Below are 21,634 nucleotides of genomic sequence, written 5' to 3'. Positions count from 1 at the left end.
GCGAGAATCTCCCGGCAAAACTCGGGGAAATTCTCGCGCCTTCAATGCGCTACAACTGAAGCACTAGATGCCTAGCCCTCAAGCACGCTTGCTTAAAGCATGCAGGATACGCAACCCTCGACCTCAGTACCCTCCAGCGCAACCTGACGCAGGCGGATGTAGTACAGAGTCTTAATACCCTTGCGCCATGCGTAAATCTGCGCACGGTTGAGGTCACGAGTGCTCACCGTGTCCTTGAAGAACAAGGTCAGCGACAGTCCCTGGTCAACATACTTGGTAGCGACCGCGTAAGTGTCAATGATCTTCTCGTAGCCGATTTCGTAGGCGTCCTGGAAGTACTCACGGTTGTCATTGTCCAAGTGCGGAGCCGGATAGTATACGCGACCGATCTTGCCCTCCTTGCGAATCTCAATCTGAGATGCAATCGGGTGAATCGACGAGGTCGAGTTGTTGATGTAGGAAATCGAACCGGTCGGCGGCACTGCCTGCAGGTTACGGTTGAACAGGCCGTACTCCATGACGTCGGCCTTCAGTTGCGCCCAGTCCTCAGCGTCCGGAATGTGCGCGGTGGAGTTCTCGAAGATCTCCTTGACGTGCTGAGTCTTCGGCTGGAACTCTGCCGGATCGAAGTTATCGAAGTACTTGCCGCTGGCGTAGTCAGAGTTCTCAAAGTTGACGAACTTCTGACCGCGCTCGCGAGCAATCTTGTTGGATGCGCGCAGGACTGCGTAGAGCACTGCTGCGAAGTAGGCGTTGGTGAAGTCCAGGCCCTCTTCCGAGCCGTACATAATCTTCTCGCGGCCAAGGTAGCCGTGCAGGTTCATCTGCCCCAGGCCGATGGCGTGAGATCCGTCGTTGCCCTTGCGAATCGATGGCACCGAGTCAATAGAAGTCTGCTCACTGACCGCAGTCAGGCCACGGATGGCAGTCTCGACAGTGCGACCAAAGTCCGGCGAGTCCATGGTCATCGCAATATTCAGCGAACCGAGGTTACAGGAAATGTCCTCACCCACGTGCTCGTAGGACAGGTCCGCATTGTAGGTCGACGGGGTGTTGACCTGCAGAATCTCCGAGCAGAGGTTCGACATGTTAATGCGGCCCTCAATCGGGTTCGCGCGGTTAACCGTGTCCTCGAACATGATGTACGGGTAGCCGGACTCAAACTGAATCTCAGCGATGGTCTGGAAGAACTGACGCGCGTTGATCTTCTGCTTACGAATACGCGGGTCCTCGACCATATCCGCGTAATTCTCGGTGATGCTAATGTCCGCGAACGGCTTACCGTAGACACGCTCGACATCGTACGGGCTGAAGAGGTACATGTCGTCGTTACGCTTGGCCAGCTCGAACGTGATGTCCGGAATGACAACGCCGAGCGACAGCGACTTGATGCGAATCTTCTCGTCCGCGTTCTCACGCTTGGTATCCAGGAAGCGCATGATGTCCGGGTGGTGCGCGTGCAGGTAGACAGCGCCTGCTCCCTGGCGAGCACCCAGCTGGTTAGCGTAGGAGAAGGAGTCCTCCAGCAGCTTCATAACCGGGATGACACCGGAAGACTGATTCTCGATGTGCTTAATCGGAGCGCCCTGTTCACGCAGGTTGCTCAGCAGCAGCGCCACACCACCGCCGCGCTTGGACAGCTGCAGCGAGGAGTTGATGGCGCGGCCAATGGACTCCATGTTGTCCTCGATACGCAGCAGGAAGCAGCTCACCGGCTCGCCGCGCTGGGCCTTACCGGAGTTGAGGAATGTAGGAGTAGCAGGCTGGAAGCGTCCGGCGATGATCTCATCAACCAGGTGCTGCGCGAGCCCCAAGTCGCCGTCGGCAAGCGTAAGAGCAACCATGCACACACGGTCTTCGTAGCGCTCCAAGTAACGCTTGCCGTCGAAAGTCTTCAGCGTGTACGAGGTGTAGTACTTGTAAGCACCCAGGAAAGTCTGAAAACGGAACTTGTGGGCGTAGGCCTGCTTGAACAGCGCCTTGACGTCCTCAAATTCGTACTTCTCCAGAACCTCAGCCTCGTAGTAATGGTTCTCTACCAGGTAATCGAGCTTCTCCCGCAAGTTATGGAAGAACACAGTGTTCTGATTGACATGCTGCAAGAAGAACTGTCGCGCAGCCATGCGGTCCTTATCGAACTGAATCTTGCCGTCTTCACCGTACAGATTCAGCAGCGCATTGAGCGCGTGGTAATCCAGCTTGTCCTCGCCCACCGGCTCCGCGACCTGCTTGCCCATTTCCGACACGTTGACTCCTTTAATATTCATTTGCCTGCGCAGGGTCTGTTCAATCACTGCCCAGAGCAATCCAATCTAGCTATTTTCCTCGCGCACCGCTTTACGACGGCTTCCGCGAGCGCACCCATTCGGTTGTCTCAGTGCCCCTTCCCTCGACACTGAGGCTAGCCAACTTAAGCGCTGGCTCTACCGTGGAAGAACTCCTCTAGCCCTTCTCTGACTCGCTGCACATCATGGTCGGTTCCCATCAGCTCGAAGCGATATAAATATGGAACCTTGCACTTGTAGGAGATGACATCCCCTGCTTTACAGAAGTCCTCACCGAAGTTGAGATTGCCGGCAGCAATCACACCTCGGATGAAAGAGCGGTTGTGCTCATTATTAAGAAATTTGATGACCTGCGGAGGAACTGGCCTTGAGTTACCGCCGCTGATGGAAGCGCCGCCACCATAAGTCGGGCAAATGAGGACGTAGGGCTCATCGACGATAAGCTCCGGCTCATTACGACGGATGGGAATGCGGGCATTTTTGATATCTAGCTTTTCAACAAACTTGTGTGTATTCCCCGTCGCCGAGGAGAAATACACCACCAGCATGAGAGCTTCACCCTTTACATCGCAAAACCCCCGCAATCTTCGTTTCCCGGGTGGTCAACGAAATCTGCGGGGAGGTGTGTGATTCTTAAGCTGCCTGGAGAGCCTTGATGCGGTCCGGGCGGAAACCCGACCAGGTCTCAGTGCCAGTGTCAACGACCGGCGCCTGGAGATGACCGAGAGCCATGACGTAATCCCGAGCCTCATCATCCATGGTGATGTCGACGATATCGTAGGCAATTCCAGCCTTATCGAGGGCGCGAGTGGTAGCGCGGCACTGGACACATGCAGGCTTGCTGTAAACGGTAACCATGACTCTCACAAACTTTCTGGCTTTGAGTAAGACCAATGAATCGGATCGACTTCGTACAAACAACGGAAGCGGCCGAGGAATCAGCGGATTGATTGAATGACTGAAAGCTCCCGGAGGTCCATGAGAAACCGAGTACGGGTGGCCGACAGATCCTTTTAGCTATCCTTGGCTCGACATCGAAAACACTACACTTGGTGCCTAGAAAACTCTAGTCATACTAGATGTAGTACTCACAACCATGGTATTCCCTGTTCGGAGATCTCTGGCGCACAAGATGTTGTACACAGACGCACCACAACCTTGTAATTTCACGCTAAAAATTCTAGAAAATCGTAGAAAAACAACTATCGGCGCATTTTGGTTAAACCAATTACTGCAAGACGGCTCGAGGCCAATCACACCAATACCAGGCGCCGCACCGCCCCTCCCCTTCCCTGTCCCTCCCCTGCCCAACTTCGGACTCAGCAGCGATCTCAAAAAATCACGGGCTGCACATGTGAACACGGGCTGCACATGTGAAACTGTGTAAGTTTATGACACTTTCAAGCCATTTTTCGAGCCATTTCTGTCATAAACGTAGTCAGTAACTTCCATCGCCCCACCGCCGCCAGCCATAAACGCAGTAACCGCCTGAACCTCCCCTCCCTAAAAACCAAAAACCGCAACCTTTAGCCACAGTAAAACTGCGACTTCAGATTGCGGTTTTGGCAATAAATGAGGAAGCTATTTGCTTCGCGCTAGCCTAAATAAGGCTTAGCCCTGGCGGGCCTTGAAGCGCGGCTCCTTCTTGTTGATCACGTAGACCTTGCCACGACGGCGCACGACCTGAGCGCCCGGCTTGTTCTTCAGCGACCGAAGGGACTTGCGGACCTTCATTCGGGCGCTCCTTTCTACTCGGCTCCGAAACGGGAATGTGCACACTGCACTCTCCCCGGACAATCACCCCAGTGACTGCCTGGCAACGCACCCTTCCTGATAATCCGAAGAAATATCAAAGAGTATGCGTTACGACACGAGTTGCCATACTACCTAATAAGCGGAATAACTCCAAAAATCCGGGGGAAACATGTCCTTTGACGGTCAACCCCAAAATTGCAACTCCCCACGTTGCAACTGCCTCCGCTTCTCTATTTGGCAGCGGCAATCATGTACTCGCGGACCTCGGCAAGTGTCTTGCCAGAAGTCTCCGGCACCGCCTTGATGGTGAATACCAGCGCAATCGCACCCGTGATGGCAAAGAAGAAGAATGACCACGCACCACCGACAGCATCCACCATCGGGAGAAATGCCTGCGCCACAAACCAGTTCGCAACCCAGAGCGCGAGCCCTGCCAGCCCCATACCCAGGCCACGGGCTTCTGTCGGGACAATCTCGGAAATCAGGAGCCAGGTCGCCACCGACACAGCCGCCTGCTGAAATACGATAAATACAGTCATCAGCAGAAGCGACATCATGGCACCCGTCGAAGAGTTACTCGACAGGCCATAGACGGGCGCCAGCACGAGCAGCGAGCTTGCACAGCCCACCAAACCGATAATCAGCATTCGCCGGCGACCAACGCGGTCAATAATGCTCATACCGATTGCACACGAGATCACCGAGGCGATACCGATGATGATGGAGGTGTAGACAGAGCTTTCCGTCGACAAGCCAACCTTGTTCATCATCGTCGGCGCGAAATACATAATCGCGTTCGCACCCGTGACCTGCTGCGTCACGCCAATCAGCATCGCAATGATGACGGTGCGTCGCACCCACGGGGTTTTCACAGCCAGACGCTCTGCTGCACGCTGATCGGCGCTTGACGACGCCTCACCAACGGCAACCTCAGCCAAGGTCGCCTCATCTCCCTGCATCTGACGCAGCACGGCCAGCGCCTTGCCCTCCTGTCCTCGACGGACGAGGTAGGCCGGTGTGTCCGGCAGAACCAGCATGCCGATGAGCAGCACGATGCCGGGGACAGCGCCGAATCCAAGCATGAGTCGCCAGTTACCGGAGGAGGCTAGGGCGGAGTTGGTGAGGAACGCCACCAGCTGACCAATCACGATCATCAGCGAGTTCAGGCTGACCAGGCGTCCACGCACATGCGGTGGTGCCATTTCGGAGATGTACATCGGTACGACGATGGAAACACCACCGATACAGACGCCGAGCAAAGTACGCGCAGCACCCAGCGAAAACGCACTAGCAGCGAAAGCGCACCAGATACTGCCGATGATGAAGCCGACCGCTCCGAGCAGGATGGTGCCACGGCGCCCCAGGGAGTCCGCTACGCGACCGCCCAGGAACGCACCGATAGCCGCACCGACCAAGAGCATGGCGGTGACAGTGGACTCCTGTCCTGGAGTCAGCTCAAAAGAGCGCTGGATATACAGCAGCGCGCCCGAGATGACACCGGTGTCGTAACCAAAGAGGAGGCCGCCCAGAGCGGCGATGATAGCCACGGCTATCGACCGAGATGTGGTGGTTTCCCGGTTCGGTCCAGTCTTATTCTGTTCGGTTGTACTCACGCTGGAAATCTTGCCACCGTCCAGGCAAAGACCCCCTATCCGAACAGCACTTACTCGATAAAGATGAGAGTTTTGGCACTCTTCTGGCAGGAAAATCATCCCTTTTCCCGTCCGGAACTAGCGGTAGAGTGAGGCTCATGACCCCAGTAGGCACACAGGATTTCCCGCATCCCCTCCAGTCGGAGATTATTAACGACCTCCACGTCCAGCCCACCATCAATGCCGCCGAGGAAATCAGCCGCCGAGTCGATTTTCTCTGCGATTATTTCCGCACCGCGCACGCCAAGGGATTCGTGCTCGGAATTTCTGGCGGCCAAGACTCCACGCTGGCCGGGCGTCTAGCGCAGTTGGCCGTCGAAAAGCTTCGCGACGGCGGTGAGGATGCCACTTTCATTGCCATTCGCCTCCCCCACGGCGTCCAGGCCGATGAGGACGACGCACAGGTGGCACTGCAATTCATTCAGCCTGACCAAAGGCTAACTATCGATATCGCACCGGCCACCGCCGCGATAACCACCCAGGTCACCGATGCCCTGGCCGGCAGCGCTATCAGCGATTTCAACAAGGGAAATATTAAGGCCCGCATGCGAATGATTGCCCAGTACGCAGTGGCGGGTGTTGACGGCGCTTTGGTCATCGGCACAGATCACGCCGCGGAGGCGGTCACCGGCTTCTACACCAAGCACGGCGACGGCGCCTGCGACCTCGTCCCGCTGCAGGGGCTGAGCAAGCGCCAGGGCGCGGCCTTACTCCGTCACCTCGGCGCACCAGCCAGTACGTGGGAGAAGGTGCCGACGGCCGACCTGGAAGAAGACCGCCCTGCGCTTCCCGACGAAGTTGCGCTCGGGGTGACCTATACCGCCATCGACGACTACCTCGAAGGCAAGGCTGTCTCAGATGAGGATGCCGCGCGAATCGAGCACCTCTACTCCATTTCCCGGCACAAGCGAGCCGTCCCGCCCGGACCGGCCGATTCCTGGTGGCGCTAGGCTACTGCCCCGGGCCACCGATCTAGCGTCCCGGACAGAGCAGCAAACCCCTTAAGAGAAACCCCTTAAGAGAAGGCCTCCGCTCCAGCGTCCCAAATAGCCCCAACTGCGGCCAAGCTGTCTGCCACACCGGCTTCGGCGCTGGGTTCCAGCGCAGGTGAACCATCCTGGACGAGCTCGGCGGTCACCAAACCGTGGGCGAACGCCCACATGGCCAATCCCTTAGGCTCATCGCCGGCAACCTTAATGAATGCATCACGAATCCAGGCATCCAACGACGAAGGCGAGACGACATTCACGAAATTAGTGCGACTCATCAGCCGGTAACCATGCGGATCGTCGAGAACTGCCTGGCGGTACGCCTGCAGCAGAGACGCCGAAGTGCATTCCTCATCAATGGCAGCGTGAATACGCTTGCCCAGATTCTCGAGGCTCTCGGTCAGCAGCAGCTGAAGGAGCTCTTCTTTGCCGCTGATGTGCTTGTACAGCGATGGCGCCTTCACATCGAGCCGCGCCGCTAGGCGGCGCATGCTGATAGCACTCCAGCCCGATTCGCGCAGCATCGCGCGCGCTTCATCTACGATCTTCTGCATACGTGGGGACTGCCTGCGCACATCGGGCTGCGCTGGCACCCCATCGGTCGATTCTATGGTGCACGTCACATTTGCGACTGTAACGCGTTGAATCTCACTTAGGGCGCTTTTGGGTAATTTAACCCAACAATTTTTTAAAAAACAGCTAACGGCGGTGCTCAGTCACTAAAAGCTGCCTTTGCACGCTACAAGCTTTGCTTCACGACGGAGCCCCCACCGTCGTAAAGCAAAAGTGCCGTATGCCACCGCTACACTTCGTAGCGATTCGGCTCCTCCCCGAGGTGGAAATGGCGACCCGAAACATCGTTCGGGGTAATGCGCACGTAGTTGTACTTTAACGTCGGCAGCCAGGGCTTCAGCGGCAGCTCATCTGCAGCGTTAATATCCGCGCGGGAGGTGAGAACCTCTGCGTCACCCTTTACGATGACCGACCAGGCCTTCTGAGCATCCTTGTCAACAAAGTCGGCCTCAAAAAGAACATCGTGGTTCAGAGAAACAGTAAAGAGCTTCGACCCCTCGGCAGTGCGGAAGTAAATGCTCCCCTCATGAACAACGTAGTTCAGCGGGAAAAGATCCATATCGTCTTTACGACGAACAACCAGGCGCCCAAAAGTCTGCGTAGCCAGCAGCTCAAGGGATTCTTCGGTGGACAGTTTCTGAATAACGGAGTCGTTGTGTGCCATACCCCCAGTATTCCACCGTTCAGACAAAGTTGCTACAGCCATACGGATTACCAATCATTGAGGTAAACGGCGAGCACACTACCCCAGGGTAGATACAAGAAAACCCCCGGTCATTTCGACCGAGGGTTTTCATACTGGTGGAGCTAACGGGACTCGAACCCGTGACCCCCACACTGCCAGTGTGGTGCGCTACCAGCTGCGCCATAGCCCCAGAATCAACATCGAAGTGGCTTTCACCCTCCGCTGTGGACTCCTCAAAGGCTACATGGCACTGTCATGTATCACCAAATCCGCATGTAGAACACTCTTTTACGTATTCGCCGAGTGCCCTAGAGCAGATCTGCCGAACATGAACTGAAGATGAATCGTGTGAGCGTGCACGGAACCTAGCGCAGGGCCACCTTGACCCACTGCCCCAGTCCGCCATCACCGGAAATGTTCTCCAGAATATCCTTGCCATCGACAAAGACGTGCGGTGAGGAAACCTTGCCCAAGCGCTTCTCAAGGTCATCGAAGTTAGCATTTGCGCTTGCCTTAGCCTCGGTGGTGTCGATGCCGGAACGGACTTCGCTGACAATTTCGTCAGCAACACCGAGCTGCTCCAGACGGTCAGCCAACTCATCATCGCTCCACGTGACAGAGTTCTGCTGGTCAGCCATCATCATCGTGCGGAAGTTCCAATATGCGCGAGCATCACCGGTCTCAGCAATCTTGCGGGCAACCGCGAAGACGCGAGTGGAGTGACCGTCACGCTGCTCCTTCTCCTGACCATCCAGGAAGTTCAGCGTGCGGTATTCAGCGACAAGCTTGCCGTCGTTTAGCGCCTTGAGCTCATCATCGTGGCCCTCTTCGCTCATCTGAGCACAGTAGTGGCACGAGAAGTCCTCAAAAATCGTGGCTGTTTTAGCCCCTTCGGCGCCGTCCTTGCTCAGTCGGATGACATCGCCGTCGAGTGCGACGGAGAAGTCGACGTCCTCATCTGGCAGTCCCTCAATCGGCTGCGACCGGCCGATGTAGATAACGCCACCAATAACAACTGCAACGACAGCAAGAAGAGCAATCAGGCCGACGACGAAGCCACTGCCCTTTTCATTTGGATTCTTAATCTTCTGACTCACACCGCTTACGATAGCGGTGTTTTCTTGCCAATGACACAATTGCGCCTGAGAAAACAGAAATGGTTGCTAGGCCACATCGCTAGGCCCCATCACCTTGCCCCATTCCCCTGGCCTATCCCCTAGGCTTCCCCTCTAGCCAGCGGACTAGGCGTAAATGGCAAACTTCTTCCACGGCCATACGTACACAAATACTGCCAAGGCCAGAAAACCTATATCTCGGGCGATTTCCGTCAGATACGTAGCGGGGCCAGCGTTCTCGTCGTAGCCACCGCCACCAAAGCACCCGCAGTCAATCTGCAGGCCGCGCGCCCACGCCGATATAATGCCGCCGATAAACACCAGCAAGAGCGCGCCAGACAACACCGCTACCGGGCGCAGGAAAAGCCCCAATACCAGCAGGAGTCCGAGGATAACTTCGAAAGCGGGCAGCGCAACCGCTACCATCGGCACCAAATCGCTCGGCAGCAGCTCATAAGCTTGAACTGCCTGACGCGATTCCAGCGGGTTCAGCAGTTTGATAAGACCCGAGTACAACCAAACTGCAGCCAGGCCGAATCGTGCCACCACGCCTACGAAATTCTTCATACATAGAAATGTTAGTACAGGCTAACTGTTTACAGCTAGCCCAACGGTTACCGATTACCCGTTCAGAACTGCCGAGACCACGTCCTGCGCCTCAGCCTGAACCTGTGCCAGATGATTTGCGCCCTTGAAGGACTCCGCGTAGATCTTGTACTTATCTTCAGTGCCCGACGGACGTGCCGCGAACCAAGCGTTCTCCGTAACCACCTTGAGGCCACCAATCGCAGCGCCGTTGCCCGGTGCTTCAGTCAGTTTGGCTGTAATGGTCTCCCCTGCCAGGGTGTCGGCCTTGACCTGCTCCGGCGAGAGCTTCTTCAGGATTGCCTTCTGCTCACGGGTTGCGTCCGCATCGGTGCGGGCGTAAGCCGGGGCACCGTACTTATCGGCGAGCTCTGCGTAGAGCTGTGATGGAGTCTTCTCAGTCACGGCCTTGATCTCGCTGGCCAGGAGATCCAGGATGATGCCGTCCTTATCGGTAGACCACACAGTTCCGTCGTGACGCAGGAACGATGCACCAGCGGATTCTTCACCGCCGAAGCCGATGGTGCCGCCGAGCAGACCCGGGACGAACCACTTGAAACCGACTGGAACTTCCACGAGCTTGCGGCCCAAATTGGCAACGACGCGGTCAATCATCGACGAAGACACCAGCGTCTTACCGACCGCGGTCTCCTGCGACCAGCCCGGACGGTGCGCAAAGAGGTAGTCAATGGCAACGGCCAGGTAGTGGTTCGGGTTCATAAGACCCGCGTCCGGTGTGACAATTCCGTGGCGATCGGAGTCCGCGTCATTGCCGGTGGAGATGTCGAACTTATCGCGGTTACCAATCAAGGACGCCATCGCATTCGGCGAGGAGCAGTCCATACGAATCTTGCCGTCTGTATCCAGCGTCATAAAACGCCAGGTCGCATCAACCAGCGGATTGACCACGGTCAGGTTTAGGTTATGCGCATCGCCAATTGCGCCCCAGTAATCCACCGACGCACCACCCATTGGGTCGGCGCCGATACGCACGCCGGCATCACGGATGGCGTCGAGGTTGACAACATTCGGCAGGTCCGACACGTATGCGTTGAGGTAGTCGTGCTTTACGACGAGGTCTCCGGCCTTATCCACCAGCTGGCGCTTAACCCCATCCAGGCCCTTAGCCAAGTATTCATTAGCACGAGCTGCAATCCAGTCCGTCGCATCCGCGTCCGCCGGACCACCAGTCGGCGGGTTGTACTTAAAACCACCATCCCGTGGCGGATTGTGGGAAGGGGTAATCACGATGCCGTCGGCACGCGCGGAGCTACTCCCCGTCGGACCTCCCTCCACGTCGCGGTTGTACGTCAGAATCGCGTGGCTGACGGCCGGAGTCGGCGTGTAGCGATCCTGAGCGTCAACCATCACGGTGATGCCGTTGGCCGTGAGCACCTCGAGGGCGGAAATCATTGCCGGCTCGGACAGGCCGTGGGTATCGCGACCGACGTAGAGCGGGCCTTCAATGCCCTGGCCCTTGCGGTAATCCACGATGGCCTGAGTGGTGGCATGAATGTGGTCTTCGTTGAAAGCGCCGTCGAGGGAGGAACCGCGGTGACCGGAAGTACCGAAGACGACCTTCTGGTCGGGGTTATTCGGGTCCGGGTGCTTTGTGTAGTAAGCAGTGACCAGTTCCGCGACATCGATAAGGTCGGATGGCTGGGCCAATTGCCCGGCGCGCTCATGAGCCATTGTGGGTATCCTCCTGCTGAATCGGCGAACTGCGCAACCACCGATTTCACCGCCGACGAGCCGGCCGGAATGGGGAAACCGGATTTAAATGCGCTTCCTCTTCCCCAGTGTCCCCGTTTTAGGGTCGGCGCGCATGGCAAGAACCACTCGGTAAGGCAAACTCGCCCCTGCAATAGGGTGCAGTAGGTAGATTGTCGCGTGCCGACGGGAACACCTCCTGGTGAAAGATTCCGAATTGTCGGCGCCTACCTCCCCTTTCGCCACTGTGCTAGCGTTTTTACCGTGAATGAGGAATCTGTCGCTGCGAAACTGCCATCAGCAGGACGGGCGCAGGTTCTCATGGCCCTGGTTGTCGCCGGCGGTGCCGCTATTGGCGCGGTAAGTCGCTTTCTGCTCGACGCGGCAATCGATGCGATTGTGAGCTCGGGAACTAGCGCATTTTCGACCACTGTCATCAACTTGTTGGGCTGCTTTCTCTTCGGCCTGGTCAGCAGTATCGCGTTTGCTAATCCTCGGCTTTCCGCTTTCTGCGGTACTGGCTTTTGTGGCGGTTTCACCACTTTCTCCGCATTTGTCATTCTCTTGTTGGTGCAAGCGGACACGTCAGTCGTACTGATTGTGAGCGTCGGACTTATTCACCTGCTGTGCTGCCCTCTCGCCTACTGGCTGGGCACCAAGTGCGCACGGGAGGTCGCGGAATGACCGGTAATCTCCTCGGCTCTTTTTCCTCGGCGCTCTCTGCCATTCTCGCTATCGCAGTTGGCGCGGCAGTAGGTGGAGCGCTGCGCTATGCGCTGGCCGAACTTGCGGTGAAGTGGGCTGATTCCAAACTGCCCGGAACGTGGACCGCGAATATGATTGCCTGCTTCGTCGCCGGTGTCGCTGCTGTGGTGTGGTCGCGGGGAACGTCGGTAAGCAATGGCATGACGTCTGCCCTGGCCTATGCGACGGTAATGATTGGCTTCGCCGGCGGCCTGTCGACGTGGTCCACACTCGCCGGAGAGATCGTACGCCTTAAGAACCAACACTTTTGGAGGGCATGTGGGTACCTTGCTCTCACACTGATTGGCGGAATAGTTTTTGCTTTCGCCGGAATGTGTTTACCCCCACTTGTGACGAATTAGTAGCACAATAATCATTTTCTGAGAATTTAATGATCGGATTAAGGCTATCTACCAGTAAAGTTCCACAGCATGGAAAGCTACAGCGATTTTGCCTCAGCGGCGGATAGTTTTATTTGGAGTCCGTATCTCCTGATCCCCGCGCTGATCGGCACCGGAATCATTTTGACCATTCGCCTGGGTGCAATTCACCTGGTCAAACTCGGCCCGGCACTGCGTCTCGGACTCATCGACCGTAACGACGAAGACGCCGAGGGAGATATCACCAACTACCAGGCGCTTGCGACGGCTCTCGCGGCAACAGTCGGTGTCGGCAACATTGTCGGTGTCGCTACCGCGATCGGCCTGGGTGGACCCGGTGCGCTGTTCTGGATGTGGGTGACCGGCCTGCTAGGTATGGCATCGAAGTACTCCGAGGCATTCCTGGGCGTGAAGTACCGTCAGGTCGATGCAGCTGGCGAACAGTCCGGTGGTCCGCAGTACTACCTGCGCAAGGCCATCCCGAATGGTTTTGGTAAGACGCTGGGCATTCTCTTCGCCGTCTTCGCTGCGCTGGCAGCGTTTGGTATCGGCAACCTGACCCAGGGCAACGCCGTGGCCTCGAACCTGGAAAACAGCTTCGACATCGATCCGACGCTCTCCGGCATGATCATGTTCATCCTGGTAGGCGCAGCTCTGATGGGTGGCATTAAGTCGATTGGCCGCATCACCGCCGGCTTTGTGCCGATGATGATTGTGCTCTACATCGGTGCGGCCGTGTGGGTGCTCGTCGCCAATGTCTCGGCGCTGCCCGAGACCTTCAAGCTCATCTTCACCGATGCTTTCACCGGCACCGCGGCTGTTGGTGGGTTCGCAGGATCCACGCTGATTCTCGCCCTGCAGATGGGTGTTGCCCGCGGCCTGTTCTCCAACGAGTCGGGCCTGGGTTCCGGTGCTATCGCCGCTGCCGCCGCATCGACCACTCACCCGGTTCGTCAGGGTCTGGTCTCCATGACTCAGACCTTCATTGACACCATCATCGTCGTGTCCTTCACCGGCCTGGTTATCATCAGCACCGGTGTTTGGCAGGATGGCAACGTCGACACTGGCGCTCTGACTGCTGAGGCATTCTCCCGCGGACTGCCTGGCCACTGGGGTGGCACAATCGTCACGCTGTCGGTTGTCTTCTTCGCATTCTCCACCATGCTGGGCTGGTCCTACTACGGTGAGCGCGCATTCGAGTCCCTGGTCGGTCGCCGCGGCACCGGTCTCTACCGTGCGGTCTTCACCTGCGTAGTCTTCGTCGGCGCTGTTACTCATCTGGAAACCGTCTGGTCCGTCGCCTCGGCTCTCAACGGTCTGATGGCGCTACCGAACCTCATCGGTCTGATTGTCCTGTCCGGGCTCATTGCGCGCGAGACAAAGGCCTACCTCAAATTTGACCCGCAGTTGCGCGCAACGGCTGCAGAGATTGATAAATGGCAGTCTCAGCAAAACTTCGAGGCCTTCAGCAAGAACTAGCTGAAACTAGCAGCTGCTCGTAGGGACTACGGCAAAAACTACGAGCAGGTCTGCGCGGTCTCCGGCTTTTCGATTGCCGCAAGCGCGTCGCCAAGCACAGAGACCTTTACCAACTTCATATCGCCTCGGTCGGCAGTCACAGCCTCTGCGCAATTGCCTTCCGGCACGAAGAACATCTCGGCGCCCTCATCTCGGGCGGCCGAGATTTTGTGTGTAATGCCACCGATTTCGCCCACGTTGCCGGCAGCGTCAATAGTGCCGGTGCCAGCGAGGTGCTGCCCCTCGGTCAAATCGCCTGGACTCAGCTTGTCAATCACTCCGAGCGTCATCATGAGACCCGCCGACGGACCTCCAATGCCGCTGAGCTGGTACTCAACCTTGGTGTCGTCCGCGGATTGCGCCCCCATCCCAACGCCGAGCAGCGCGGCATTCTTCTGATGCGGATTTTCCGCCAGTGTCACAGAAATATCGACGGCTTTCTCGGGGTCAGAGTCCTCGCCCTTAGCAGTCTTCTGCTTGTCGACGGTCGCAGACTTGACCCTCAACGTGACAGTATCGCCCGGGTTGCGTCCGGCAATAATCGCCTTGACTTGCTCAGGCTTGCTTACGGCCACCCCATCCACGGCGAGAATCACATCGTCTTCATGCAGTCGCCCATCGACGGGACTATCCGGCACTGTGTAGGCGACGGTGACTTCCATCGGCAACCCGAGATGTGCCAGCGCAGCGGAGGTGGCGTTGGCCTCCGACTCGGTGAATGCAGCCTTGTTCTCCTCTTCCACCTCGTCCTGACTCTGGCCCGGAGGGAAGACCGCCTCAATGGGGACGATATCGTTGTCACGATTGAACCACAGGCCAATGACCTGCGGCAATGTCAGGTTATGTCTGACTGCGACGGTTGTCATATCCAGCGTGCCCTTAGAGCGTTCGGAGTCCGCAGCACTGCCACTGACCGAGATAATGCTCTTGCCCTCGACATCGCTGAGGACATCGAAGACCGGGCCAGGCCCCTGCGCGGCATAGGGCACTGTCAGCGTTGGCAGCGAGAGCACAGTTGCCAACGCGGCGATGGGCACAGCGCCCGCAACAAGAGTTTGGGTACGACGATTCACAAATAACACCCTACATTCTCGCTATCTGCCTACTGGACACCTGATGAATCTTGTCCGTGTCTGTTCGCTGGGCGCGAAGTTGCCAATAAAGTGGTGCTTTTAAGTACTCACGCGGGTCATTGCCCGGTACGGTGGGAGCATGAGTTCTAACGGATTTGGCTTTGGTCCGAACGACAATGATGACGATCGTGACGACGCTGGCAACAATGACTCCGGCCAGGGCGGTCAGGGCGGCCAGGGCGGTCCTTTCGGTTTCTTCGGGTTTCCCTTCGGTGGCATGGGCGGCGCCGGGGGCTTCGGTTTCGGCGGCCCCGGGCAGCCCGGCAGCGGCGCCTCCGGCAAGGGGGACCAGCCGAACTTGGGCGATATTCTCAACCAGTTCGGCGAAATGTTCTCCGGCATGGGGCAGCGGTTCCAGGAGTCTAACTCTGGCCCTGTCAACTACGATGCGGCCGAGCGCGTTGCGCGGACCCGTCTTGGTAACCCGGCTCCGGTGAAGGACTCGGCCCGCGAAGCGCTGACTGACTCCTTGCGCCTGGCAGAACTGTGGCTAGATGATGTCACCTCCCTGCCGGCTGGTGTCAACCGCGTAGAAGCGTGGAATAGCCTGCAGTGGTTGGAGAACACCAAGTCGACATGGACTCGCCTTGTCGATCCCGTCGCCAGCCGCATGAGTGATGCCTCCCTCGAAGGCGTTCCAGAGGAAGCTCGCGAGATGATGGGGCCGATGCTGGGCATCATGCGCCAGATGAACTCGATGAGTTTCGGTACTCAGCTAGGAAATGCGCTGGCGGAGTTGGCACAGACGAGCCTGACTGGTTCTGACCTCGGGCTGCCGCTACACACCACTGGTGCGGCGGTACTGCTGCCAACGCATCTCGTCGCTCTCGCGGAGGAACTCGAGGTTCCAGCGCGCGATCTGTTTATCTACGCCACTGCCCGCGAAGCTGCCCACCAACGTCTCTTCGACCGTGTGCCATGGCTGGCTGAACGCATGATTTCCTCTGTCGAGGAATACGCTGCCGGCATCGTCATCGATTACTCGGCGATTGAAGAGGCCGCCCGCGGTCTGGATATTGAGAACATGCAGGATCCGCAGCGTATGCAGGAGGCTATGAGCGAGCTGCAGAATATGGATCTGAGCCCGAAGATTCGTTCTCGTAACGAGAATGCTCGTACTCGTTTCCAGACGCTGCTAGCACTGGTCGAAGGATGGGTGGACATGGTTGTCACCGATGCCCTCGGTGAGCGTCTATCGGGTGCCGCACAGCTGGATGAAGCCTGGCGTCGTCGCCGCGCCACCGAAGGTGCTGAACAGGCACTGGAGAAAGCCACCGGCATTGACCTCGGATCCCCCAAGGTGCGTGAGGCAACCAACTTGTGGCACCGTCTGACCACCGCTGTGGGCATCGAGCGACGCGACAAGGTCTGGGATCACCCGGACTTCCTGCCCGTGGCAGAGGATTTGGATGAACCCGCGGCCTTTATTGACTCGGTTCTTGGCGGCTCGGAAAACGATGACTTCGACCCGATCGCAGAGCTTGAAGAGCAGCTGCGCAAAGAAGCCGAAAAGCGCGCGGCTGACGGCAACGACAGTGACGCCGACGAGGACAATTCTGGCGACGCCGACGACGATAAGTAGCGAGTTAGCTCTGGGTTCCCCAGCGCTGATACGCCTCTAAATAGCCCCGTGCCCGTTCGTGGTACGGGGCTTTTGCCGCCCAATACCAAAACTCTTCGGTATGACCACCGTCGACGAAAGTGTGCACCAGTTCGTGCACAATGACGTCGTCGAGGACGTACCCCGGGACGTCGGCAAGCCTGTGCGAAATGCGAATGCGCCCAGGACTATCGACACCGCCGGTGACGGATGCCCACCTGCGCGACATGTTCTTGACCCATTTGATTGACTCGAACCGCGGGCGATCTTCCAGCACCGTACGAGAGAGCAGCCGTGCGCGGCGCTCCAGCTCGGAATTATCCAGGTTGCTGCCAACTTTCTTCCGCACTCGCGCAACAATTTCATTGACCTGCTGTTTTTCCGCAGCGGCGCTGAGATCGTCCGGAACCATGACAATGATCCGGTTTCCCTCCGCGCGGGCGGACACAGTACGGCGGCGGCGCTTCGAGCGCCGAACCTCAACATCCGGGCCGTACTCAGGTCGCTTGGTGCTCATGCTTTTTAAGCGTATATGCTCTGCGCTGCGATTGCGTAAAAGCTGGCCCCGGGGTAAAAGATATTTTTATGGGGGAATACAGGGATACGTCTCGGGGGCGGGATGGTACGGCTGGCGTAATAGGTTCGCACACACCCGCGGCACAAACACTTGCCGCGCCTGCCACGGACTACGCGCTGCGGCCGGAGGTACCGATTGTCATGCGCCCAGGCGCGCGGATTCAGTTCGGCGTGGAACCGGAGCGCAGCATGATTCTGCCGCTTTCCGACGGCACCCCGCCGGGGCCTGTCTTCTCGGCGCTTCTTGCAGCTCATAGAGGTAGCACCTTAAGCGAGGCCTTTACTGACAGTCACGACAAACTGTCACCGCAGTTCATTACCGCACTTATCTCCGACCTTCACCGAGCCGCACTGGTCCAAAAACCACCGACACGGCGGAGGATTACGCTGATTGGTCGGGACAGCTTGCGCACCGGACTTTTAAAGGAGCTTCGTCGCACGGGTTGTGGTAGTTGGACGACGGCAATGTCGCCCACCCGCAATGCGACGCTGAAAATATCTCAATCCACACCGGAAGAGATCGGGCTCGCGGTGGTCACGGGCATGGAAGTACCGAGCATGCCCTTGGTTCGCGCTCTGTTTCATCGTGGAATTGAGCATCTGCACACGCATTTCCGCGATGGGGCACTGATTCTTGGGCCACTTGTTCAACCAGGTCAAGGACCCTGCTCGATGTGTTTCGAAGCTTATCGACGAGACCGCGACCCCGTCCGGGCACTGATTGCGCTACAGCTTCGCACTTTTACGCCCGTGGCCGCACCGGAATGGCTGAACACAGCGGTGCCACTGTTGGTTGGGCAGCTGCGGCGGCCGGATCTCTCAGATCTATGTGCAACGGAGGTGCGCATAGATCTGGAAAGCCTCGATATCACTCGCACTACTGTTGCTCCCCACCCGCAGTGCCCAGTGTGTGGTCATGGAAACTCGCAGATGCAGTTCATGTAATTCGAAGTGCCTTGAGCAGAATCTGACTAGGAATTCACGAAAGAATTGACGATTCCCAAGATGCCTTCGCCGAAATGATTGAGCTTCGCTTCTCCAATTCCGGGAATCTGCAGAAGTTCCTCCGGCGTAGTCGGCTGCTGCTCACCGATGGCCAGAAGGGTCGCATCGGAGAAGATTACGAATGCGGGGACCGTCATTTCCCTCGACATTTCCAAGCGCCATGCACGCAATGCTTCCAGTAGTGCAGGATCCGCACTGACTGGGCACTCTTCACAACGCCCTGAAATCCGCTCGGCATCGGTGTGCAATGGCTTAGTACAGCCCTTGCACTGTTTGGACTGCTGACGCTTACTGCGGGAACTAGAGCTCCTTGAGCTTCGCTGTGCCTCAGCCGAGTAGTCAGAGACATCAATGTCGAGTTCATCGAGGAATCGTGTGCGGCGACGTGACCTGCGGCCGCCTTCTGTCCGCGACAATGACCAAGATAGCTCCAGATGTTCGCGGGCTCGAGTAATGCCGACATAGAACAGACGGCGCTCTTCTTCGATAGCTTCCGCCCCCTGCGCAGGAGAACGGTCGAATTTATTCAGCGCATGTTGGATAGGCAGCGAACCGTCGGTAAGCCCAACGAGGAACACCGCATCCCACTCCAGCCCCTTGGCTGCATGCAGGCTAGCCAGCGTCACGCCATCCAGCGTCGGTGGATGTTTGGCCTGCTGCCGGGTGTGCAATTGGCCGAGGAGCGCCTGGATATTGACCTCGGTGTTGGCATGAACGATGTCTTTACACAGGTCAAATAGGGCGCGTAGTGACTGCCAACGTTCCCTGGCACCAGCGCCTTCCGGCTCTTGGTCAGTCATGCCAAGACCCGCGAAAACCTGCTTGACCAAATCCAATAGATTCGTGCCCTGCAATGTCGGAACGGTCCGTGAGGAACGGGAAACTCGCACAAGTGCGGCGATGGCATCGCGAATCTCGGGACGCTGGTAGAAACCGTCCCCGCCACGAACCTGGTAGGCGACTCCTACCTCGGACAGAGCCTGCTCAAAAACTGCGGACTGTGCGTTGATGCGGTACAAAACGGCAATCTCCGATGCCGGCGTACCCGCGTCGATAAGTCGCTTAATGCTGCGCGCGGTCGCGCGAGCTTCCATCGGCTCATCGTCGTACTGGTTGAAAGTCGGCTCCGGGCCGTCTTCACGCTGCCCAATCAGCTTCAGCCGCGAACCGGCGATACGCCCCTGCGCACGGCCGATGACATTGTTGGCCAGCTCGACGACCTGTGGGGTCGATCGGTAGTCCCGCTGCAGGCGGACCACTGTAGCTTCGGGGTAGTCCCGAGAGAAGTTCATCAGGTATTGCGGAGTCGCACCTGTGAAGGAGTAAATCGTCTGGTTGGCGTCCCCGACAACTGTGAGGTTGTCACGGTCTCCCAGCCAGGCGTTGAGAACTCGCTGCTGTAACGGGGTGACATCCTGGTACTCATCGACGACGAAGCACCGATACTGGTTGCGGAATTCCTCCGCCACTGCACGGGAATTCTCCATCGCACCGGCGGTGTGAATGAGTAGGTCGTCGAAGTCAAGCAATAGCCCGTCAGGAGTGGTTTTTATGTCCTCGTAAGCGCGATAGCAATCGACAATTTTTTCCGCAGACAGAGGCGCCGTGCGCCCATGTTCCCGCAACGCGGCCTGGTACTGATCCGCACCGGCCAAAGTCGCCTTCGCCCACTCAATCTCGCCCATGACATCGCGGATTGTTTCCTTGGAGGTGTCCAGGCCCACTCGACGTACTGCTTGGGCGACAACACGGAATTTCTTGTCATCCAACAGCTGCCAGGGCATATCACCGGCGACTTGGGGCCAGAAGTAGCGCAGCTGGCGAAGAGCTGCCGAGTGGAAAGTACGCGCCTGGACTCCAGGCGTTCCCATCTTTGCCAGGCGGTCGCGCATCTCCCCTGCTGCACGCGAGGTAAATGTCACCGCTAATACCTTCTGCGGCTGCACAAACCCCTGGTCAATGAGGTACTTGATGCGATGAGTAATTGTTCGGGTCTTACCTGTACCGGCTCCAGCAAGAATGCACACCGGCCCCATCGGAGCCGTTGCTGCCTCGCGCTGGTCTGGATCCAGCCCAGCTAGATAATCCGGCTCGTTCACATCCGCCTCTGAGTAAGTCAAAAAGTTGTTAGACCCCATTTTTTAAACTGGTCGAGTGCTATTCGTCATTGCTGTAGACACGGCGGACGTACAGCAGCCGGTCGCCTGGCTCCACCGACTCACACTCCGGTGAATCAATTCGGTACAGCTCACCCGAGCGCACCACGCCGAGTGCAATATCCGCGAGGTGCCGTGGGCTGGCACCGATTTCCTCTTCGGTGACCAGCCTCTCTGCAACAGAGAATCCTTCATCCGGGCTCAGGAGGTCTTCCATCATCTCAACCACCGAAGGAGTCACCGTGGCCAGCCCCAGCATTCGGCCGGCGGTTTCAGAAGAAATAACCACTTGGTCTGCACCTGACTGCGTCAACAAGTGGCGGTTTTCTGATTCACGCACCGAGGCCACAATTGAGGCACCCGGCGCCAACTCACGGACCGACAACGTGACCAGCACCGCTGTGTCATCTTTGTTCGGTGCAACGACTATAGAGCGGGCACGCTGAATACCAGCTAACTTCAGCACATCGGATTTAGTAGCCGACCCATGCACCGTCGCCAAGCCTTGATTCGAAGCGTGGTCGAGTGCTTCCTTGTCCGTATCAATGACAACGATTTCTGCCGGATCTACGCCGTCCGCGAGAAGAGCTGCAATGGCAGAACGACCCTTGGTGCCGTATCCGATAACGACGGTGTGGTTGCGCAACTGTCTCCTCCAGCGCTGAATTTGCAGGGTTTTCCGAGATTCTTGGGTCAAAACGGTCAGAGTAGTACCGACCAAGAGAGCAAGGAAGGCCACACGCAGTGGCGTAATGATCAAAATATTGAGTAATCGAGCCCTCTGTGTCACCGGCGTGATGTCACCGTAGCCCGTCGTCGACAGACTGACAGCCGAGTAATACACCGCATCGATGAAGGTGAGAGGCTCCGTATATCCGTTGCGGTCGTAGTAAACCACGACGGATGCAATCAGCAGCAAAAATACGGCGTAGTTCAAACGACGTATGATTAGCCGCCAAGGATTCTTCGGCGCGGACTCAGGCAGGCCAATGACTCCCAGCAGTGCATGCCCGGGAAGATCATTGAGCCCGGTTTCGTATCCCGAAGATTTCCGAATTGGATTACGCAACCGCTCCTCGCCTGCCTTTCATGAAAACTCCTCCCGGTGAAAAATAGCGCATACAAACTGCTGCTTTCACCTGGATAACTGGCCACGGCCACGCGGCAGTTACA

Annotated in this window: 20 protein-coding genes and 1 tRNA gene; 6 read left to right on the top strand and 15 right to left on the bottom strand. The window is 57.6% G+C overall.

Features of this window, described 5'->3' with window-relative positions:
• Window positions 1-92 precede the first annotated feature (92 nt).
• The 5 genes from nrdE to HMPREF1206_RS04835 all read right to left on the bottom strand — a co-directional run bounded on the left by nrdE (window position 93) and on the right by HMPREF1206_RS04835 (window position 5,752).
• Window positions 93-2,237, bottom strand: coding sequence for a class 1b ribonucleoside-diphosphate reductase subunit alpha (gene nrdE, locus HMPREF1206_RS04855; protein ID WP_172620253.1), 2,145 nt, complete (start codon window positions 2,235-2,237; stop codon window positions 93-95).
• A gap of 173 nt (window positions 2,238-2,410) precedes the next feature.
• Window positions 2,411-2,833 carry a class Ib ribonucleoside-diphosphate reductase assembly flavoprotein NrdI gene (nrdI, locus tag HMPREF1206_RS04850; RefSeq protein WP_016422249.1) on the bottom strand — a complete coding sequence of 141 codons (423 nt, stop codon included), beginning with the start codon at window positions 2,831-2,833 and terminating at the stop codon, window positions 2,411-2,413.
• Window positions 2,834-2,918: 85 nt separating this feature from the next.
• Window positions 2,919-3,143: a glutaredoxin-like protein NrdH gene (gene nrdH, locus HMPREF1206_RS04845; RefSeq protein ID WP_005511161.1), complete on the bottom strand. Its 225-nt coding sequence runs from the start codon at window positions 3,141-3,143 to the stop codon at window positions 2,919-2,921.
• A gap of 753 nt (window positions 3,144-3,896) precedes the next feature.
• Entirely contained in the window at window positions 3,897-4,019 is a 123-nt protein-coding gene (gene ykgO, locus HMPREF1206_RS04840; RefSeq protein WP_005511141.1) for a type B 50S ribosomal protein L36, read from the bottom strand.
• A gap of 251 nt (window positions 4,020-4,270) precedes the next feature.
• Window positions 4,271-5,752: a sugar porter family MFS transporter gene (locus HMPREF1206_RS04835; RefSeq protein ID WP_016422248.1), complete on the bottom strand. Its 1,482-nt coding sequence runs from the start codon at window positions 5,750-5,752 to the stop codon at window positions 4,271-4,273.
• Between the two features lie 38 nt (window positions 5,753-5,790).
• Here HMPREF1206_RS04835 and nadE point away from each other — a divergent pair, with 38 nt between their 5' ends.
• Window positions 5,791-6,642, top strand: coding sequence for an ammonia-dependent NAD(+) synthetase (gene nadE / locus HMPREF1206_RS04830; RefSeq protein ID WP_016422247.1), 852 nt, complete (start codon window positions 5,791-5,793; stop codon window positions 6,640-6,642).
• Window positions 6,643-6,707: 65 nt separating this feature from the next.
• On the opposite strand, the gene HMPREF1206_RS04825 is transcribed toward nadE, so the two are convergent.
• The 6 genes from HMPREF1206_RS04825 to pgm all read right to left on the bottom strand — a co-directional run bounded on the left by HMPREF1206_RS04825 (window position 6,708) and on the right by pgm (window position 11,331).
• Window positions 6,708-7,304, bottom strand: coding sequence for a TetR/AcrR family transcriptional regulator (locus tag HMPREF1206_RS04825; protein ID WP_052317807.1), 597 nt, complete (start codon window positions 7,302-7,304; stop codon window positions 6,708-6,710).
• A gap of 179 nt (window positions 7,305-7,483) precedes the next feature.
• A complete protein-coding gene (locus HMPREF1206_RS04820) occupies window positions 7,484-7,918 on the bottom strand; it encodes a pyridoxamine 5'-phosphate oxidase family protein (protein ID WP_016422245.1) in 435 nt (144 codons plus the stop codon).
• Window positions 7,919-8,053: 135 nt separating this feature from the next.
• Window positions 8,054-8,129, bottom strand: a tRNA-Ala gene (locus HMPREF1206_RS04815).
• 175 nt (window positions 8,130-8,304) lie between these two features.
• Complete coding sequence (locus tag HMPREF1206_RS04810; protein ID WP_016422244.1) at window positions 8,305-9,036, bottom strand: thioredoxin domain-containing protein; 732 nt, start codon at window positions 9,034-9,036, stop codon at window positions 8,305-8,307.
• A 144-nt stretch (window positions 9,037-9,180) separates the two neighbouring features.
• Complete coding sequence (locus tag HMPREF1206_RS04805; RefSeq protein ID WP_016422243.1) at window positions 9,181-9,621, bottom strand: MauE/DoxX family redox-associated membrane protein; 441 nt, start codon at window positions 9,619-9,621, stop codon at window positions 9,181-9,183.
• A gap of 54 nt (window positions 9,622-9,675) precedes the next feature.
• Entirely contained in the window at window positions 9,676-11,331 is a 1,656-nt protein-coding gene (pgm, locus tag HMPREF1206_RS04800; protein WP_016422242.1) for a phosphoglucomutase (alpha-D-glucose-1,6-bisphosphate-dependent), read from the bottom strand.
• A gap of 282 nt (window positions 11,332-11,613) precedes the next feature.
• Here pgm and HMPREF1206_RS04795 point away from each other — a divergent pair, with 282 nt between their 5' ends.
• The 3 genes from HMPREF1206_RS04795 (at window position 11,614) to HMPREF1206_RS04785 (ending at window position 13,952) form a co-directional block, all read left to right on the top strand.
• On the top strand, window positions 11,614-12,033 hold the full coding sequence (locus HMPREF1206_RS04795) for a CrcB family protein (RefSeq protein ID WP_231367178.1): 420 nt from the start codon (window positions 11,614-11,616) through the stop codon (window positions 12,031-12,033).
• A complete protein-coding gene (locus tag HMPREF1206_RS04790) occupies window positions 12,030-12,455 on the top strand; it encodes a CrcB family protein (RefSeq protein WP_016422240.1) in 426 nt (141 codons plus the stop codon). Before HMPREF1206_RS04795 ends, HMPREF1206_RS04790 begins: the two co-directional genes overlap by 4 nt.
• A gap of 69 nt (window positions 12,456-12,524) precedes the next feature.
• Window positions 12,525-13,952: a sodium:alanine symporter family protein gene (locus HMPREF1206_RS04785; protein ID WP_016422239.1), complete on the top strand. Its 1,428-nt coding sequence runs from the start codon at window positions 12,525-12,527 to the stop codon at window positions 13,950-13,952.
• Between the two features lie 38 nt (window positions 13,953-13,990).
• Here the strand turns inward: HMPREF1206_RS04785 and HMPREF1206_RS04780 are convergent, their stop codons facing one another.
• Window positions 13,991-15,064, bottom strand: coding sequence for a PDZ domain-containing protein (locus HMPREF1206_RS04780; protein ID WP_016422238.1), 1,074 nt, complete (start codon window positions 15,062-15,064; stop codon window positions 13,991-13,993).
• Window positions 15,065-15,203: 139 nt separating this feature from the next.
• On the opposite strand from HMPREF1206_RS04780, the gene HMPREF1206_RS04775 reads away from it, so the two are divergent.
• Entirely contained in the window at window positions 15,204-16,706 is a 1,503-nt protein-coding gene (locus tag HMPREF1206_RS04775) for a zinc-dependent metalloprotease (RefSeq protein ID WP_016422237.1), read from the top strand.
• A gap of 4 nt (window positions 16,707-16,710) precedes the next feature.
• Here HMPREF1206_RS04775 and HMPREF1206_RS04770 read toward each other — a convergent pair whose 3' ends face one another.
• Complete coding sequence (locus HMPREF1206_RS04770; RefSeq protein ID WP_016422236.1) at window positions 16,711-17,241, bottom strand: YgjP-like metallopeptidase domain-containing protein; 531 nt, start codon at window positions 17,239-17,241, stop codon at window positions 16,711-16,713.
• Between the two features lie 68 nt (window positions 17,242-17,309).
• Here HMPREF1206_RS04770 and HMPREF1206_RS04765 point away from each other — a divergent pair, with 68 nt between their 5' ends.
• On the top strand, window positions 17,310-18,245 hold the full coding sequence (locus HMPREF1206_RS04765; RefSeq protein ID WP_042388472.1) for a TOMM precursor leader peptide-binding protein: 936 nt from the start codon (window positions 17,310-17,312) through the stop codon (window positions 18,243-18,245).
• Between the two features lie 26 nt (window positions 18,246-18,271).
• Here HMPREF1206_RS04765 and HMPREF1206_RS04760 read toward each other — a convergent pair whose 3' ends face one another.
• Together HMPREF1206_RS04760 and HMPREF1206_RS04755 are read right to left on the bottom strand one after the other, a co-directional pair.
• Window positions 18,272-20,443, bottom strand: coding sequence for an ATP-dependent DNA helicase UvrD2 (locus tag HMPREF1206_RS04760; RefSeq protein ID WP_016422234.1), 2,172 nt, complete (start codon window positions 20,441-20,443; stop codon window positions 18,272-18,274).
• Between the two features lie 19 nt (window positions 20,444-20,462).
• Window positions 20,463-21,530 carry a TrkA family potassium uptake protein gene (locus tag HMPREF1206_RS04755; RefSeq protein ID WP_016422233.1) on the bottom strand — a complete coding sequence of 356 codons (1,068 nt, stop codon included), beginning with the start codon at window positions 21,528-21,530 and terminating at the stop codon, window positions 20,463-20,465.
• Between the last annotated feature and the right edge of the window lie 104 nt (window positions 21,531-21,634).

Origin of the sequence: Corynebacterium sp. HFH0082 (assembly GCF_000411235.1) — a bacterium.
In the GTDB taxonomy this organism is placed as follows: Bacteria; Actinomycetota; Actinomycetes; order Mycobacteriales; family Mycobacteriaceae; genus Corynebacterium; species Corynebacterium jeikeium_D.
This window is presented reverse-complemented; position numbering and strand designations above follow the sequence as displayed.